This window comes from Aeoliella straminimaris (assembly GCF_024054565.1).
GTDB classification, from domain to species: Bacteria; Planctomycetota; Planctomycetia; order Pirellulales; family Lacipirellulaceae; genus Aeoliella; species Aeoliella straminimaris.
This window is the reverse complement of the sequence record NZ_JAMXLR010000003.1, coordinates 163,932-179,942: the sequence shown is the minus strand read 5'-3', so window position 1 is coordinate 179,942 and position 16,011 is coordinate 163,932. Positions and strand designations below refer to the sequence as shown.

At 60.4% G+C, this 16,011-nt stretch carries 13 protein-coding genes, 1 tRNA gene and 1 pseudogene; 10 read left to right on the top strand and 5 right to left on the bottom strand.

Annotation, left to right across the window (positions count from 1 at the left end; all coding sequences use genetic code 11):
* Nucleotides 1-312: 312 nt before the first annotated feature.
* Together NG895_RS00710 and NG895_RS00705 are read right to left on the bottom strand one after the other, a co-directional pair.
* The gene (locus NG895_RS00710; protein ID WP_252850515.1) at nt 313-1,719 is read right to left on the bottom strand and encodes a DUF1501 domain-containing protein; all 1,407 of its coding nucleotides are present in this window, start codon (nt 1,717-1,719) and stop codon (nt 313-315) included.
* Between the two features lie 18 nt (nt 1,720-1,737).
* On the bottom strand, nt 1,738-3,738 hold the full coding sequence (locus NG895_RS00705; RefSeq protein WP_252850514.1) for a DUF1553 domain-containing protein: 2,001 nt from the start codon (nt 3,736-3,738) through the stop codon (nt 1,738-1,740).
* A 417-nt stretch (nt 3,739-4,155) separates the two neighbouring features.
* Between NG895_RS00705 and NG895_RS00700 the strand changes: the two are divergent.
* Nucleotides 4,156-4,500 (top strand): annotated as a pseudogene (locus tag NG895_RS00700) (IS256 family transposase); the annotation flags it as partial.
* 388 nt (nt 4,501-4,888) lie between these two features.
* Here NG895_RS00700 and NG895_RS00695 read toward each other — a convergent pair.
* Nucleotides 4,889-4,961: transfer RNA gene (locus NG895_RS00695), tRNA-Asn, on the bottom strand.
* A gap of 200 nt (nt 4,962-5,161) precedes the next feature.
* On the opposite strand from NG895_RS00695, the gene rpmG reads away from it, so the two are divergent.
* The 5 genes from rpmG to NG895_RS00670 all read left to right on the top strand — a co-directional run bounded on the left by rpmG (nt 5,162) and on the right by NG895_RS00670 (nt 10,445).
* Nucleotides 5,162-5,341, top strand: a complete 180-nt coding sequence (gene rpmG, locus NG895_RS00690; RefSeq protein ID WP_252850512.1) for a 50S ribosomal protein L33 — start codon at nt 5,162-5,164, stop codon at nt 5,339-5,341.
* Between the two features lie 75 nt (nt 5,342-5,416).
* Nucleotides 5,417-7,162: a single-stranded-DNA-specific exonuclease RecJ gene (gene recJ / locus NG895_RS00685; protein ID WP_252850511.1), complete on the top strand. Its 1,746-nt coding sequence runs from the start codon at nt 5,417-5,419 to the stop codon at nt 7,160-7,162.
* Between the two features lie 198 nt (nt 7,163-7,360).
* The gene (locus NG895_RS00680) at nt 7,361-7,972 is read left to right on the top strand and encodes a nucleoside deaminase (RefSeq protein ID WP_252850510.1); all 612 of its coding nucleotides are present in this window, start codon (nt 7,361-7,363) and stop codon (nt 7,970-7,972) included.
* A 154-nt stretch (nt 7,973-8,126) separates the two neighbouring features.
* A complete protein-coding gene (locus tag NG895_RS00675; RefSeq protein WP_252850509.1) occupies nt 8,127-9,248 on the top strand; it encodes a pyridoxal-phosphate-dependent aminotransferase family protein in 1,122 nt (373 codons plus the stop codon).
* A 294-nt stretch (nt 9,249-9,542) separates the two neighbouring features.
* Nucleotides 9,543-10,445 carry a hypothetical protein gene (locus NG895_RS00670; RefSeq protein ID WP_252850508.1) on the top strand — a complete coding sequence of 301 codons (903 nt, stop codon included), beginning with the start codon at nt 9,543-9,545 and terminating at the stop codon, nt 10,443-10,445.
* A 151-nt stretch (nt 10,446-10,596) separates the two neighbouring features.
* On the opposite strand, the gene NG895_RS00665 is transcribed toward NG895_RS00670, so the two are convergent.
* Both NG895_RS00665 and NG895_RS00660 read right to left on the bottom strand, forming a co-directional pair.
* A complete protein-coding gene (locus tag NG895_RS00665; protein WP_252850507.1) occupies nt 10,597-11,091 on the bottom strand; it encodes a hypothetical protein in 495 nt (164 codons plus the stop codon).
* A gap of 290 nt (nt 11,092-11,381) precedes the next feature.
* Nucleotides 11,382-11,783: a hypothetical protein gene (locus tag NG895_RS00660; RefSeq protein ID WP_252850506.1), complete on the bottom strand. Its 402-nt coding sequence runs from the start codon at nt 11,781-11,783 to the stop codon at nt 11,382-11,384.
* A gap of 415 nt (nt 11,784-12,198) precedes the next feature.
* On the opposite strand from NG895_RS00660, the gene NG895_RS00655 reads away from it, so the two are divergent.
* The 4 genes from NG895_RS00655 (at nt 12,199) to NG895_RS00640 (ending at nt 15,981) form a co-directional block, all read left to right on the top strand.
* A complete protein-coding gene (locus tag NG895_RS00655; protein WP_252850505.1) occupies nt 12,199-12,579 on the top strand; it encodes a hypothetical protein in 381 nt (126 codons plus the stop codon).
* A 95-nt stretch (nt 12,580-12,674) separates the two neighbouring features.
* The gene (locus NG895_RS00650; protein ID WP_252850504.1) at nt 12,675-13,124 is read left to right on the top strand and encodes a DUF4339 domain-containing protein; all 450 of its coding nucleotides are present in this window, start codon (nt 12,675-12,677) and stop codon (nt 13,122-13,124) included.
* Nucleotides 13,125-13,641: 517 nt separating this feature from the next.
* Nucleotides 13,642-14,712 carry a DUF1559 family PulG-like putative transporter gene (locus NG895_RS00645; protein WP_252850503.1) on the top strand — a complete coding sequence of 357 codons (1,071 nt, stop codon included), beginning with the start codon at nt 13,642-13,644 and terminating at the stop codon, nt 14,710-14,712.
* A 93-nt stretch (nt 14,713-14,805) separates the two neighbouring features.
* On the top strand, nt 14,806-15,981 hold the full coding sequence (locus NG895_RS00640; protein WP_252850502.1) for a PEP-CTERM sorting domain-containing protein: 1,176 nt from the start codon (nt 14,806-14,808) through the stop codon (nt 15,979-15,981).
* The last annotated feature ends 30 nt before the right edge of the window (nt 15,982-16,011 follow it).

Genomic DNA, 16,011 nt, shown 5'->3' with positions numbered 1-16,011 from the left:
CGAATGCTCACCCATGACCTTCGAAACACCGAACATAAGAGCCTCTATCTCGTGTCAGAACACTGCCGCGAAAGCCCAAGACTTGCTTGCAACCGATCGCAGACCAAGACTCGAGCCGTGTGAGGTGTTGGCGGTAGAGTTCTCCTTGTGCCAGGCCGCAAACGCTGGTGGCAAGAACGCGGGGGGTAGATTTCGGCTATTTCGCTCAAGCCCGCCGCTTCGCTACGTGCTGCTGAATGCGAACTACGATTCCAGTGCCCGCCCATGTCGCGATCTTGTTCAAAAGCTCCATCCCGTTCCGGCAGGAATAACTCACAGGATTTCTTTAACCACCCGTCCGTGAACGTCCGTTAAGCGGAAGTCGCGGCCTGAGTGGCGAAAGGTGAGTTGTTTGTGGTCAATTCCCATCAGATGAAGCAGTGTGGCGTGGAGGTCGTGCATGTGCACTCGGCCATCTACTGCTAGGTGGCCGATTTCGTCCGTGCTTCCGTGGTGGTGGCCGGGCTTCACGCCACCTCCGGCAAGCCAAACCGTGAAGCCGCGGGGGTTATGGTCGCGCCCGTCGTTGTTTTGCGAAAAGGGTGTGCGGCCGAATTCGCCGCCCCACCAAACGAGCGTATCTTCCAACATCCCGCGCTGCTTCAGGTCAGCTAAGAGCGCGGCTACGGGTCGATCGGTGGCCAGGGCGTGCGTCGCGTGTCGCTTCATTTTCGAATGTTGGTCCCAACGCGGATTCGACGAGTTGTCCGCGTAATTCACTTGAATGTACCTTACTCCTGCCTCCGCGAGTCGGCGTGCCAAGAGGCACTGACGGCCAAAACCGGCCGTCGCCTTCTCGTGCATGCCATACATCCGCTTAGTCTGCTCGGTCTCGCGATCGAGCTGAAACAGCGTCGGGACAGCCGTTTGCATCCGAAAGGCCAATTCGTAGCTTTGGATCGTCGCCTCGAACTGATCGAAGTGCCCGCGACTGGCCTGCAACTGGTTGAGCTGCTGAAGATGGTCGAGTTGATTGGCCTGCCAATCGGTCGAACGGTCACTTCGTGTAGTGTGTGCGATGGGGGCGTCGCCGAGCGGTTGGCCGGCGCGGCCGATGGGAGTGCCTTGATGGATGGCCGGCAGGAAAGCGCTCGAGTAGTTACGTGGTCCGCCGTTGACGGGCGACGGACCGATGGTCACAAACCCGGGCAGGTTCTGGTTCTCCGTTCCTAACCCGTACGTGAGCCACGACCCGACCGAGGGGCGGACAAGATTTGTCGCCCCGGTGTGCAGGAACAGGGTAGCTGGCCCATGCGCGACACCCTCGGTCTGCATGCCATGCAAAAAGCACAGATCGTCCACATGTTGGCCAATGCAGGGAAACAAATCGGAGACAGCACTTCCGGTTTCGCCGTATCGATGGAAGCTCCACAGCGGGGCCATCAGCTTCCGCTTGGTCATCTTCCCTTTCGTACCGAAGCGAACCCCTTCAAAGTCGATTGACTGGCCGCTGCGGCGGATGAGTTCCGGCTTGTAGTCGAACGAATCGACGTGGCTCGGCCCCCCGGCCATGAACAGGAAGATGATGCGTTTGGCCCGTGGCGCCACGGGCGTAGTGCGCGGCAGCATCGCGGTGTTGCCGCTGGCGCCACCCACCACCAGGTGCGCCAGCGCCATGCCTCCAAAACCACACGCCGTTCGGCGGAGCATTTCGCGTCGCGTGTAGTACGGTGTGTTCATTCGAGCACCCAATGCTATCTAGCGAATGAAACGGAAATCGATCGACGCAAACAACATTTGGCACAGCCCTGCGTAGACGCTTTGATCCGTGAAGTCTGGTGCTCGTCTTGCGTCACGAAGGTACGCTTCGGCGAGCCGGCCTTCCTCGGCCGTCGGGGCTCGATTCAGCACGCGACGAAAGAGAGTCTCAATACGATTCGTGTCGACGTCAGGACCTTCGCCTACATTCTCGAACAACACCAACTCGGCCGTCGCGGTCGACGACTCGATAGTCAGAGGACTATTGAGCATGAACAGCGCTTGGGCTGGAAGAATGGTCTGTTGCCGACGGCCGGTCACAACGTTGGGATTCGCGCAATCGAATACCGAGAACGCATCGAGCTGCTCGCTGCGGAACCGCGGCACGTAAACACTCCGCCGCTTGCTATCGAATTGGTAGCCATAGTCGTACTCCGTCAGCTTGCGGATGGTGGGTCCGCCGCGCGTCACGTCCAGTTGATCGCTCACGGCTAGCATGGCGTCGCGTAATGCTTCAGCGTCGAGATGACGCAAATGGGCGCGCGCCAAAAAGCGGTTCTCCGGGTCGATGGCCATTGTCTGGTCGGGGGCGACCGTACTGCGGCGAAAGGTATCGGTAAGCACTAACTGCCGCACCAGAGTTTTGATTGACCAGCCTTGCTCCGTGAATTGCCGAGCCAAGTAATCCAGCAATTCGGGGTGAGTCGGAGGGAGACCCGTATTGCCGAAGTCGTCCGGCGTCCGCACTAGCCCCTTGCCCATCGTGAAGTGCCACACACGGTTGACGATGACACGCGTGGTAAGGCGGTTTTCCGGCGAGGCAATCCACTCAGCCAACTGAAGCCGACCACTTTGGCCCTGTGGAATCTTGCAGGAAGCCTGACGGGGATTTGCTATCGCCGGGAAGCCTCTCGGCGCGATTTCGCCCAGAAGGTCGACGTCTCCGCCGAGCCGGACGTGCGTATCGCCAACCTCATCGCCGTCGCGAACAGACATGGCCATTGGTTGCCGCGGCGCAGACTTTTTAGCGATTTGAATCTCGGCTTTCAAGGCGTCGATTTCTTTGCTGAGATCAACATTTTTTTCGGCCTTTAGACTCTCAAGTTTTTCGCGGAGTTGGGCTACACGCTCCGAGTGCTGGCGATACGCTTCAACTTCTGGCGCCATCTTGAGCGGCACCATGTTGGGCGAGCCTACGTTGTCGTGCCGTACCGACTTTGTGCTGGTGAAAAAGCCAGCCAAGCGATAATAGTCGAGCTGAGTAACCGGATCGAACTTGTGGTCGTGGCACCGCGCACAGCCTAGCGACATACCCAAAAACGCCCTACCTATTGCCTCAATTTGCTCGTCGGCTACTTCCATGTCCAACAGTGCTTTGTCTTGAAGCTCGTAGTTAATGGCTCCTAGCACCAGGAAACCCGTTGCAATCTGTTGTCGATCGCGCTCGTCGGGCGAATTGGCGGGCAACTGGTCGCCCGCCAATTGTTCGACGATGAAACGATCGAATGGCAAGTCGCGATCGAAGGCGTCGATGACATAATCGCGATACCGCCAAGCTTCAGGAAACATGATGCTCCGCCCACCGCCACTCGACTCGGCGAACCGTGCGATGTCCAACCAATGACGTCCCCACCGCTCCGCGAACTCGTGGGAGTCGAGCATCTGGTCGACTAACGCGCGATAAGCCTCCGGCGACGGATCGGCCTCGAATTGCCTCTGCTGGTCGAGGGCTGGCGGCAAGCCCGTGAGTACAAATGTCAGCCGCCGCAATAGTGTCGCGGGCTCGGCGAGTGGCGCAGCAGAAAGCTCGCGCTCACGGAGCAATCGTTCGATACGCTCATCGATAGCGGCCGCCGCATCTAGATCACCTTCCGGTGCAACCTCTGAAACTCCCCCAAGCGGACGAAAGGCCCAGTGGTCTTCCGGCCCCGCCGCAATCACGACTGCCGTCGTGCAACAGGTGCATAGCCATGCAAAGGACAGGAAGATCGCGTTTCGCACGTGTCGCCTCGCACAGTGTCGACTCAATGGTCGAGCCGGTGACAAGAGTTGTTTCGCCAGCAAGCTGAAGAAATGGTAACAATTCGTACCTTGCGATGCAAATTTTGTTTTCGTGCCCCCCACTAATTGCGGCAACGCATGTTTGTGCCACGTCTAAGTGCTTGAGTAGGGATTCGATTGACTGTATTGAGAGGAAAAGTGGGATCGTGCCCTCTAGGAACAAGCGGTGAAGACCAAACGGAGAACACCCGATGGCAGGCAGCGCGACTTCTGTCGCTCCCGCAGGGATTTCTCCATTCCAGAAGCTTGTTTGAGCTATTGTCGAAAGTCGTGTTCTTGAATGAATGAGAAAGGTGGCGCATCCTGCTGATGTACTTCACTACTTCAGCGGCCCCGCGCGGGCACAAGGGATACGCCATGACCAAGCTTAAGACAGACCGACGCGAAGTGCCAGTAGACGAGCCGCTCGATGCCGAGGTGGTTTCATTTCGCGCGGCATTCGACCAACGAAGCCCCATCGACCAGATTGTGCGGGAAGGAGCCAGGCGGATGTTGCAGTCGGCCATTGATGCCGAGGTGGACGACTTTATCGCTCGCCACGCCCATCGTACCGACGAACAAGGTCGGCGGCTGGTGGTCCGCAACGGCCATCTGCCGGAACGGGAGATTCTCACCGGTGCCGGTCGAATCCCGGTCACGCAGGGGCGTGTTCGTGACAACGATCCCGACCACAGCAGGCGGGTCACGTTCGCGCCCACGCTACGTGATGCTGGTCGATACAGAACCTAAACGCCAAAGATCTCCTCTCTACTACCTCCACGACAAGCGTTTGACACATCACTTGTCGCAGGTATTTGGCGTTCGTGGAAGGGATTCCCAAGTGGGCCAAATGACTAGCATGCAGCAAACGGCAACTAGGTCAAAGTTCTCGACGCGGCAATTCGTCAGGTAGAGAGTGGGAGAGTTTACCTCACACCATCCACGCTTGAGCCCAACACTTTACTCCCCCAGGAACTCTCAGAATTCGCCACGCCCCCGTTTGGCCCCTAACCCAGTCAAGAATCCCTCAGAAACAAAACACCCAGGCGAGTCTCGCCTGGGTGCGTGCTGTGAACCAGATTGTCGGTGCTTTCCGCGGTGCGGAGAAAAGCTCCCCCGGCAGGACTCGAACCTGCGACAAGGCGGTTAACAGCCGCCTGCTCTACCAACTGAGCTACAGGGGAATGGGCCCCGCCCGGCTGGCTCGCAGCGGGTGGGGTGAACTCCTAAGTATAGCCCCGATTCGGCGGCTTTCAATACCGGCTGCCGCAGGGCAAATTGGCCTGTTGGGGGCCAGTACCCCTGGCGTTGCGGCCCAGGGAGCGATATAGTACTGGGCTGGCCACTATCTAAGATTCGTAGCGGTTACTTGAGGTTCGGTTACATGGCAAAGAAAAGCGGCGGAAAACGCAAGAAAAAGGTCGAAACGGTGTTCCTCGTCTGCGAGGAGACCGGCGATTACAACTACACCGTGCGGCGGAAAATGGGCGGCGAAAAGCTGAAGCTCAAGAAGTTCTGCCCCCGGCTGCAGCGCCACACCATGCACAACGAGAAGAAGAAGTAGCCAGCGCCGACGCGCTCCGGCCAGCGTGGGTCCGGGAGCCGAACAACGCTGCCCGCTGTCCCCTTCTCTCTTTCCATGCCCAAGCAATGGCGCATCGCGACCTATGACACGGCGGTTGTCGAGCGGCTTGCGCAGTCGGCAGAAGTTACCGAGCTGGTCGCCCGGCTGCTGGTAGGCCGCGGAATCGATTGCCCCGATGCGGCCCGCCGATTTATCGAGGCCAAGCTCAGCGACTTGCGCGACCCCAGCGAGCTGCCGGGGTTGCCGCGGGCAGCGGAGCTGATCTACGACGCCGCGAAGGCGGGCAAGCGAATTGTCATCTATGGCGATTATGACGCCGACGGCATGACGGCCACTGCCATTCTGCTGCGGTGCCTGCGACTGCTGCACGCCAAGGTGGAGTACTATGTGCCGCATCGGCTGGAAGAGGGGTACGGGCTGAGCATCGAGTCGCTCGACGAACTGGCCAGCCGCGGCGCCGAGATGGTGGTGACCGTCGACAACGGTATCGCGAGCCTCGCCGAAGCCGATCACGCCCAACAGTTGGGCATCGATCTGATTGTCACCGACCACCACCAGATGGCCGAGCGCCTGCCCGCGGCCACGGCTATCGTTCATCCAGGGCTGCCCGACTCCGACTATCCGTTCGCGGGGCTGTGCGGCGCGGCTGTGGCGTTCAAACTGGCGTGGGGCATTTGCCAGTTGGCCTCCGGCGGTGCTCGGGTGCAGCCGGCGATGCGGGAGTTCTTGTTGCAAGCGACCGGTCTGGCGGCCATCGGCACGGTAGCCGACGTGGTTCCCTTGGTAGACGAGAACCGCGCCATTGTCTGCAATGGCCTTCGCAGCCTGTCGGCAAGTCCGTCGATTGGCCTCGCGGCGCTCAATCAGGTGACGCAGCTCGACAAGAAACCATTTATCTCGGGCGACGACATTGGCTTTGCAATTGGTCCGCGACTCAACGCAGCGGGGCGACTGGGGCAGGCGGAACTGGCCATCGAGTTGCTGGCGACCGACGATCCCAAGCGGGCAGCAGAGCTGGCCCGATTTATCGACGAGCTGAACAGCGAGCGACAGCATCTCGAGCGGAGCGTATTGCTCGCCGCGCGCAAGCAAGCGAAGCGTCGATTCAATCCACAAGAGGATGCCGCGCTGGTGCTGGCCGACTACGGTTGGCACGCCGGTGTGATTGGCATCGTGGCCGGCAAGTTGGCCGAGCAGTACAACCGGCCGGTGGTGCTGATTTCGCAGGACAAGCTGGGCATTAAGCCGGCCATGGGCTCGGGGCGGAGCATCCCGGGCTTCGACTTGCATGAGGCGTTCGCCGCGTGCAGCGAGCACGTGCTGAGTCATGGCGGCCATGCCGCGGCGGCGGGGCTGCGGATCGACGACAAGGCGATCGACGCGTTCCGCCAGGCGTTTTGCACGGCCGCAGCCACTGGGGTGGCCGACGCCGCGCGGACTGGCCAGGTGGACATCGACGCCGAGGCGCCGTTCGCCGCGCTCACCCGGCAGACGATCGAAGACATCGAAAAGCTGGCGCCCTTCGGCTGTGGCAATCGCCGCCCGATGATGTGTACTAGCGACGTCCGCATTGCCGGCGAGCCGCGATTGATTGGCGCGGCGGGACGCCATCTGTCGTTGGAGCTCGAGCAGCATGGCATACGGCTTCGCGCCGTGGCGTTTGGCGGCAGCGACTGGTTGGACGACTTCCAGGCCGTGGCCGGCGGGCCGATCTCCGTGGCATTCCATCCTGTGCTCAACCGATTCCGCGGACGCGTGAGTGTGGAGATGCATCTTGCCGATTGGCGCAGAGACGACTGAGGCGACAAGCAACCGTCCGCCCCCCGACTGTCCCCCCCCTACGAATTCGCAGTTCTCCGGGCTCACCAACCGGGGACCCCGCGCGAACTGGCAAGGCATACGGAAGGATGGGGCGATCGTCGCGCTTTCCTCGCGCCCGCGGCGCGGGTATCCTGCAGAGTGCCCCACATTGCCCCACGGTAGCCTGTAAAGAAGTGTATGTCCGACTCACCCGACCTTAACTCGCCGCGATTTCCCCATCTGCAAGTTGCCTTGCCGACGTGGGTCGAGTCGTTTCTGCCGGCCGCCGACCACGTGTTCGAAACCGTGGAGGAGCGGATGCAGTTGGCGATCGACCTGGCGCGGCGCAATATCGAGCAGGGCACCGGCGGGCCGTTCGGTGCGGCGGTGTTCGATCTGCACCATGGCACGCTGCTGGCCCCGGGCGTGAATATCGTGGTCACCTCCAGGTGGTCGGGTGCGCATGCCGAGATGGTGGCCTTTGCCATCGCCCAGCAACTGGCCGGCTCGCACGACTTGGGTAGCGAGCAGGATCGCCACTACGAGATTGTGACCAGCTGCGAACCTTGCTCCATGTGTTTCGGCGCTACCCCTTGGTCGGGCGTGAAGCGGCTGGTGTGTGGCGCCACCGAGGCCGACGCCCGCGCGATTGGGTTCGACGAAGGACCCAAGCCGGCCGACTGGGTACAGGAGCTGGAGTCGCGGGGCATCGAAGTGCTCGAAGGGATCCATCGCCAGCAAGCGGCCCAGGTGCTGCGCGACTACGCGACCACCGGCGGCTACATTTACAATGGGCAGCGAGGTAGTTGAGAAAATAGTACAAGACATTCGGGTGCCTGGGGTCGAGTCCCGCGAGCCCCTAGAGCTGAACTTGCTAAGGCTCGCGGAGCTCGTCCCCAGGCACCCAGCGAAGTCGTTGAGAAGTTCGTCGCACAAAGTTCGTTAGCAAGAAAGAAACATAGCCGTGAAGACACCGTTTCCCCCGCTCGAGTTGCCGACTCGTTTGCTGCACGGCCCTGGCCCCTCGCCGGTCGCTCCGAGTGTGCTCGAAGCACTGGCCAAGCCTTGTATCGGCCACATGGATCCCGAGTTCATGCGGGCGATGAACGAGATTCGCGAGATGCTGCAGGCGGTGTTCGAGACCGAAAACGAGATGACGCTCGCCTGCAGCGGTACCGGTTCGGCCGGTGCGGAGATGCTGGCCGACAACCTGGTAGAGCCGGGCGACAAGTGCGTGGTATGCGTCAACGGTGTGTTCGGTGGCCGCTTTGCCGAGAAGTGTCGCCGCGCTGGTGGTGAGGTGCAGACGCTGAATGCCACGTGGGGCGAGGCGTTCGACCAGGACGCCTTGGTGGACCTGGTTGGCGAACTAAAGCCGAAAGTCATGATGATTGTCCACGCCGAGACTTCCACCGGTGTGCATCAACCGATCGACAAGTTAGGCGAAGCGGTGCACCAGAATGGCGGGCTGCTGCTGGTCGACTGCGTTACCTCATTGTGCGGCGTGCCGGTGAAGATCGACGAGTGGCAAATCGACGGTGCGTATAGTGGCACGCAAAAGTGCCTATCCTGCCCGCCGGGACTCGCTCCGGTGACGCTCTCGGAGCGGGCCATGCACAAAGTGAACAATCGCAAGCATCCGGTGAATTCGTGGTACCTCGACCTGACGCTGGTCGGCAACTACTGGAGCGGCTCGCGGGCGTACCACCATACCGCGCCGGTGAACATGAACTACGGCCTGCACGAAGCGTTGCGGTTGATCCTCGAAGAAGGCCTGATGAAGCGTTTCGAGCGGCATCGCAACGCACATGAACTCTTGAAAGTGCAACTCGAAGAGCGCGGCATCGAGTACGCCTCCGACCCGTTGAACTCGCTGCCACAACTAAACTTGGTAAAGGTGCCGGAGCGATTGAAAGACGAAGCGGCCGCGCGGCGCGCACTGCTCGAAGAGCACCACATCGAGATCGGCGGTGGACTCGGCGAGCTGGCCGGCAAGTGCTGGCGAATCGGCCTGATGGGGCACGGTGCCCGCGAGGAAAACGTCGGCAAGATTGTCGAAGCGCTCGACGCGGTGGCTCCGGTGTAGGCATAGTAACTTGCCAAAGCCGGGCCTCACCTGAGAGAGTGCGCGGCAGAGGCACCGCTGCTTCGAGCGGATGAGCTCCGACTCTTGGAACCGTAACAAACTAGCATCAACCTGCAGTTACCCGCCGCTCACGGAGCGTACTGACCCGCAAGACTCGTTCATTCGAGTCCAAACATACCCTCAATATCCCCTTTTCTCGACCAATTCTCGGCTTAGCTCGCTCGGCTTACCGAAGACGCGTGTAGATTGTCATAAGCTAGCAATCTCGCCCGCTCGAACCTTGGGAGCCTTCCGATGCTCAAGATACCCACCATCCGCCTGGCCATTGTAAGTGTGGTCGCAGTCATGGTCGCTGCTCCGGCCGTTGCTCAGATTCGCCTCAAACTGGGCGATGACTTCAAGCCGCGCATCGAATTCAATCGAGATAACGATGACGGTAACAAGGTCGAGGACCGACGCTGGCGTGGGGACGACCCGAAATACGACGGCAATCGCAACGGACGCCAAGAGAACTGGGTGATTCGCCCGGGCACCAATCCTCAAGTGAAGATCGTGCCGAACCTGGGCGGACGCGATGCGACATTCGTCATTCGCAGTGGCTCCTACAAGGGTCAGCATCACGGTTCGTACTACTGCAAGGGCGACAAGTACTACTACGTGCCGTGGGTCGATCACTCGCACAATCACAACCACGCCTCGCCACAGCCGGTGGTGATGACGTTTGGTGGCTACACGCATGTGGACGAGTTGGCGCTCGCGCTCGAGACTCAGTTGAACGAGTTGTGCCTGGACCTACACTACAACTATCAGCACAACCACGGTTACGTGGAAACCTACACCGAAGCGTACAGCCTACTGCAGACTGCCAAGCACGTCCACGCTGCCGAGCACCAGGGTGACCGCGAGACGATTCGCCAGCATTTGGGTGGCATGGACTCGCTGTTCCACCACATTGAAGACGATGTGCGCGGTTGGTCGCGGCACCAACATCGACAGATCGGCCAGGGTGGCTTGCTCACCAAGTGCGAGCAGGTCGAAGCGACACTGCACCACTTGATGTACGACGTTGGCGTGCATCTTGCCGCTGCCGGGGAACAGGCCCCACCGCCACCCGGATACGAGGAGCAGGCTCCGCCCCCACCTATAACTCCTCCGACTACCCCCCCCGTGACACCAAAGGTTGGTTCGCCAACTTAGATGTCGGAACTGAGTCGCCGGTTGTGAACGAATCCGTCGCGAATTCTCTGGAAACGCCAATCGACGGTAATCAGCTGGCGCAAAAAAAGCTCCACCCACCTCAAACGAACGAGGCAGGTGGAGCTTTTCGTGTTCTGCGAGATTCTGCTCGTTAGCGATAGGTCAAGATCACGCCGCCGTGGACGCGGAAGGCGATTTTGACTTCGAAGCCGCAGGGCCATTGATAGGTCACGTAGCCGCGACCCAGCAGGCCGACATCCGTTCCGCAGCAAACCGGAGCGCCGGTGCAGCAGGCGGGCACGCACACGTCGACCGCGTACAGGCAATTGGTGCAGTCGGCTGGGTTGTCGACGCACAAGGTCTGCGGCACGCCAGGTCCGTAGCAGCGGTACATCCGTCGGGCGGACAGCTTCGTGTGGTCGCGGACCACTTCAATCGGGCAGCAGGTCGGCGATGCCGGCATCGGCTGCGACTGGATGATGGTGGGAGCTTGCTCCATGATAGTTGCCTCGCTGGGCGGGGCGGGGGGAGCAACCAGCGACTCTTCGGTGGCCGGTGTGGGCTCCTGAGCGATGGCATGGCCATTCCATGACGCAGCCAGGGCCACGACGAACATTAGGGTGGCTAACTTCAGTGAGGTTTTCATGTTGGGCCTCCTCGAGCGGACAAATTAGTCGTGGGACTTTCACTAGTCTAGCATTGCCGAGATGGCGGTTGGGGCCAAGTGGGCGCTTTTTGCCGGTTTTTTCGCTTCCTTCGGAAATGTGGGGTGCCGAAGCGTGTTGCAGGCCGAATGGTCCACTACCTGTAAACGCGGGAAACTCGTCTGCGCCAGGTGGCGTCCTTGCCGAAAGACGCCTGGTTAGCGCCTTCGGGCAGGTAGCACGCCCGCAGTGGGTGCCATTTTGCCATGAGTCGCGGTGGCGTGGGAGTCGCTCAGCGATCGAGTAACACGATCGCGTGTTCGTTGTTCGAGGAATTGAACACCACCAGGCACTCGTCTTGAGCGATTGTCGCACTCGCGAACAAATGTGTCAGGTCGATGTGCGCCTCCGCCAGGGTGTCGGTCAGGTGTCGCAGCGCACCGGGCTTGTGAGCCGTATCGACGAGCACGACATCTCGAACTTCGAGCTTGTAGCCGTGTTTCTCCAAGGCCTCCGTGGTGCGCAGTGTGTCGTCGGTAACCAACCGTACGACGCCCTCGTCACCCTCGACCCAGGCGCTCATGGCCAAGGTGTTCACCCCTTTTTCGGCCACGACCTTAGAAAACTTGGCTAACCCGCCGATCTCGTCGGCCATTCGCACCACCACCTCTTTACCTTGTCTTGCCTTGAGCATGATTCTGTACTCCTTGCTAGTGCATATAGGATGAGAAATGCATGTAAGCACAACAACGGCTGATGCATCTTTCATTATAGCGATGTCGATGCAGAACCTTGAATCCGTCGTCCGACGGTCACCGGGGAGTTGCCTTGGAGGATGACTGCCAGCATCGCGATCCGCGCGCTGCAGTCTGCGGAATCGCACACGTGGTTGACTGCCAGTTGTCATGACATGCGTAGCGGCAGTAGGCTGGGATTGGGTGACTACCTCGCCGCATTGCCAAGAACCGCCGGTGTGCGGGACGGCTCCACGTTGCTCGCCCGTTTGAAGACTCTGCCGCGCCCGTTCGGACGAATATACAGAGGAGTTTGGGCAGACGCTTTTTGACTCCCGCCACTTGTCGATTGAAGCCCTCGTCCTCACTAGTCCGATGAACGACTCCAATCCCTACCAGTCGCCGGCGACGAAACCAAGACCACGCGGGTGGTTTTTGGTCGACTTCATACTGGCCGGCCTGTGGATCGCCATTCCCATCGGCGTGTTCGCAGGTCGGCAGATTCTACTGCCCATCTATCTCGAGTTTGGCATCGAGTTACCGGCGGTCACGCAGCTGCTGGTTCGTTTGTACGCGCCCGTGCCGCTGTCTTACTTGTCCATTCTGGTTTTGGCCGGGATCCTTCTGATCCCACACGGAAATGTGCGCCGCGTGTTCCTGGCATTTGCGTGTGTTCTTGGACTCTTTGTTGGCCTGCTTTGTCTGCTGGCGCATGCGACTGCGATGGTGCGTTTGATTGAAGGACTGGATGGTTGAGAACGGCAGAGGGCACCTGCCCCAAAGAAGCTGGACCGCGTCCCGACGGCTTGGTAAGCTGAAGGCCTCATCCAGGTCAGTCGGGAGAGCAGTTCGTGCGATCACGGCATTGGTTCGTTTACGCGAACGACAAGCAGTACGGGCCGTACAGCGACGATCAGTTGAACACGCTGGTCGAAGAGCACAAGATCGCGCCCGAGACACTCTTGCGCCTGGACGGTGGGAACGAATGGCGAGAGTCGAAGGAAGTCAACGGCTTGTGGGATCCGGAGGAGGTTGGCAACCCTCGTCTGCAGGACACGCTGTTTGTGGTGGAGTGCCTGTTCGCCGGCCTGCTTGGCGTTGTTGCCGTGTATGGTAGCGGCAATGCGATTGCCGGGGGCGGGGCGACCGTGTTTGTGCTGGTCGCGCTCAAGAACCGCAGGGATCGTGCGGAGATGCCACACTACACTCGCAGGTTTCTGCCGAAGAGCGTCGGAGGAATCCTGTTCTGCGTGGGGTGCGTCGCCGTGATGGCGACTGCCGTTTGGCTGGCCATTCGATAACTGGCACGCGCGAGGTCGCTCCACTCGGTTGGCACTCCACTCCGCTGGGTCGGTCGCCGTGAAGCAGCGTCGACTTGCCGATTTCTAGTTGCTGGAAACCGATTTCCCCGCGTCGGTAGCCCACGGCGACTTCGCAATGGTTCCCAGCTTGTCCTTCTTTGTGCGAAGCGCCAACCGTCCGGGCGTCGGGTGGGCGAAGGCAGGCGGGCGGGAGGGCGTCCAGAATCTGCACCTACCCGCTGTTCTGGAGCCGCAGCCCTCGGTTCCCTGCAGGGGATGAAAATCTTTCAAAGTCAACCGCCACAAAACGGCGCTTGGTGGTATTAGCAGATGTTGGGGAAGGCTTCTCCATGCTCCAGGGCGTGCCGCCCGGCTTGTGTTTCGGATGGAGGCGGCAGGCACCTTGGAGCTGTAACCTAGTTTCGCTTCAAGCCGGGCGGCGAGTAGCGTTCGTCCGCACGTGCTGCAGTTGGCAAACTCCTGCCATTTGGCAGCATGGCAAAGATAAGGACTCGTGATGCGACTCGTCCGAATGAAACCATCGGTCCGAAATGGATTTACGCTGGTTGAGCTGTTGGTTGTCATTGCCATCATTGGCATTCTGGTGGCTCTGCTGTTACCGGCAGTGCAGGCGGCACGCGAGGCCGCTCGCCGCGCCAATTGCACCAGTAATCTCAAGAACCTCACCCTGGCGATGGCCAATCTCGAGTCGGCCACGGGACGTTTGCCCTCCTCGGGATGGCGAGGAAACTGGACGGGCGACCCCGACCGAGGGCTCGATCACACTCAGCCCGGCGGTTGGATCTTCGCACTGCTGCCTTATATCGAGGAGCAGGCACTGTACGACACCGGTAGCGGCGCCACGGGTGCTGCGCGTGGTGTACTGCTGGCCGAACGCGATGCCACGCCGGTGGGCGTGCTGAACTGTCCCTCGCGCCGCAAAGGTGGCCCGTACCCGCAAAGTGGTATGAGCCCCTATTCCTCGAGTGGGTGGACCGCCAGATCTGGCGACGGCAAGGGAGGAGTGATTTCGTACGGCCAACCTCAGGGCGCTCGTAGCGACTATGCCTCGAACGTGGGCGACGCCACCGGCTACGACCAGAAGTGCCAAGAGATCTCACCCGGTAACTACTCTTCGTTGCCGGCCGGATTTCCCCCTCGAGTATCGGAATTCAACGGCGTGACGTTCTGCGGCACGGCGGTGAAGTTTCGCCAGATAACCGATGGCTTGAGCAACACCATCGCACTCGGTGAACGATGGGTGCCAGTGCAATCGTACACGGGCGAAGTCTACTTCAAGGCCGACGACTGGTCGATGTACACAGGTTTTCAGGACGACACCGTGCGATCGACCTACTACGACGGACGCAACGCGGATCACATTCCTCGCAGCGACGCCGACGAAACCTACTCGCTCACCGACCTGGCTGCCCGAGAAGCCTTCGGCAGCGCACATCCTGGCGGTTGCCTGTTCTCGAATTGCGATAGCTCGGTAAGCGTCGTGAACTACGACGTCGACCCGCAAGTGTTCCGCCAGATGGGCCATCGCAACGATGGTGGCGAGATCAAAGAGTACAGCCGGCGGTAGGGCATCGCAGCGGGCGCAGCCAAACGTGGTAGCGGAATTGGATCGACTGATTTTCTATTCTCTGAACGACACCTCTTTTCCAGAGCCGAACTCATGAAGAAAACTCACCCTCTGCGCGACCTCACTACCAATGCGGCCTATTGCCTGATGGCGGTGGCCACGCTTTCGCTCGCGGCCCCGGCATCGCACGCCATTGAGTTGATCTCGCCCGGCGACCCGGTGCTGGCAATCGACTTGGATATCTCCACCGGAAGCGATGTGCGCGACGGCCAATTGGCCGACCTGTTGCTCGATGGCGACTCGGGTACCAAGACCCTGAACCGCGGTGGCGACAACGCTGGCTTCATCGTAACGCCGTCGGTGGCCTCGATTGTGCAAAGCTTAGTCATGACCACGGCCAACGACTCCGAGGGTCGCGATCCCGCTTCGTACCTGCTGTACGGCACCAACGATCCGGTCACCAGCACCGAAGCCAGCAACGGCCGCCAAGAAGATTGGACACTGATTTCGATGGGCGACCTGGCGCTGCCCTCGGACCGTCAGTCGGTGGCCGACCCAGTGGGGTTCAGTAACGCGGTCTCCTACTCTTCGTACAAAATGGTCTGGCCCACCATGAAGGACACCGGCCAGAATCTGACGCAGTTGGCCGACATCGGATTCTATAGCTCGCTGGATGGTACAGGCGCCAACCTGCTGACGTTAGGCGATCCGATTCTTTCCATTCGCGACGTCGATTACCAGTACGACAGCCGAACCGGCTCGTCCGACGGAACCCAGGAGGCGGCCCAGGCCATCGACCAGGACCCGGGCACCAAGTACCTGAACTTCGGCAAAGACAACACCGGCATCATCGTGACTCCTTCGGCGGGGCTATCAATTGTCGACGGTTTTCAGCTCACCACTGCCAACGACGCCCCCGAGCGCGATCCTGCCTCGTGGGAGCTGTACGGCACCAACGACGACGTGACGTCGGTATACAACACGGATGGCCAGTCAGAGGATTGGACGCTGATCGACACGGGCTCGCTGGAACTTCCCAACGAACGACTAACGGTGGGATCCCTGGTGTCGGTGGAAAACGCAGGCGGTGCCTTTACCTCGTACCGACTGGTCTTTCCGACGCTGCGCAACAGCGGCGGTGCGAATTCCATGCAGATTGCCGAGATCCAATTGATCGGGACCAGAGTCCCGGAACCCAGCACGGCTGTCCTTTGCCTGGGCGTGGCGGCATCGCTGTTCGCATGGCGCCGACGCAACAAACTCGAATAGCTCGGCTGGCGTACCCCTATCACTGTTCTC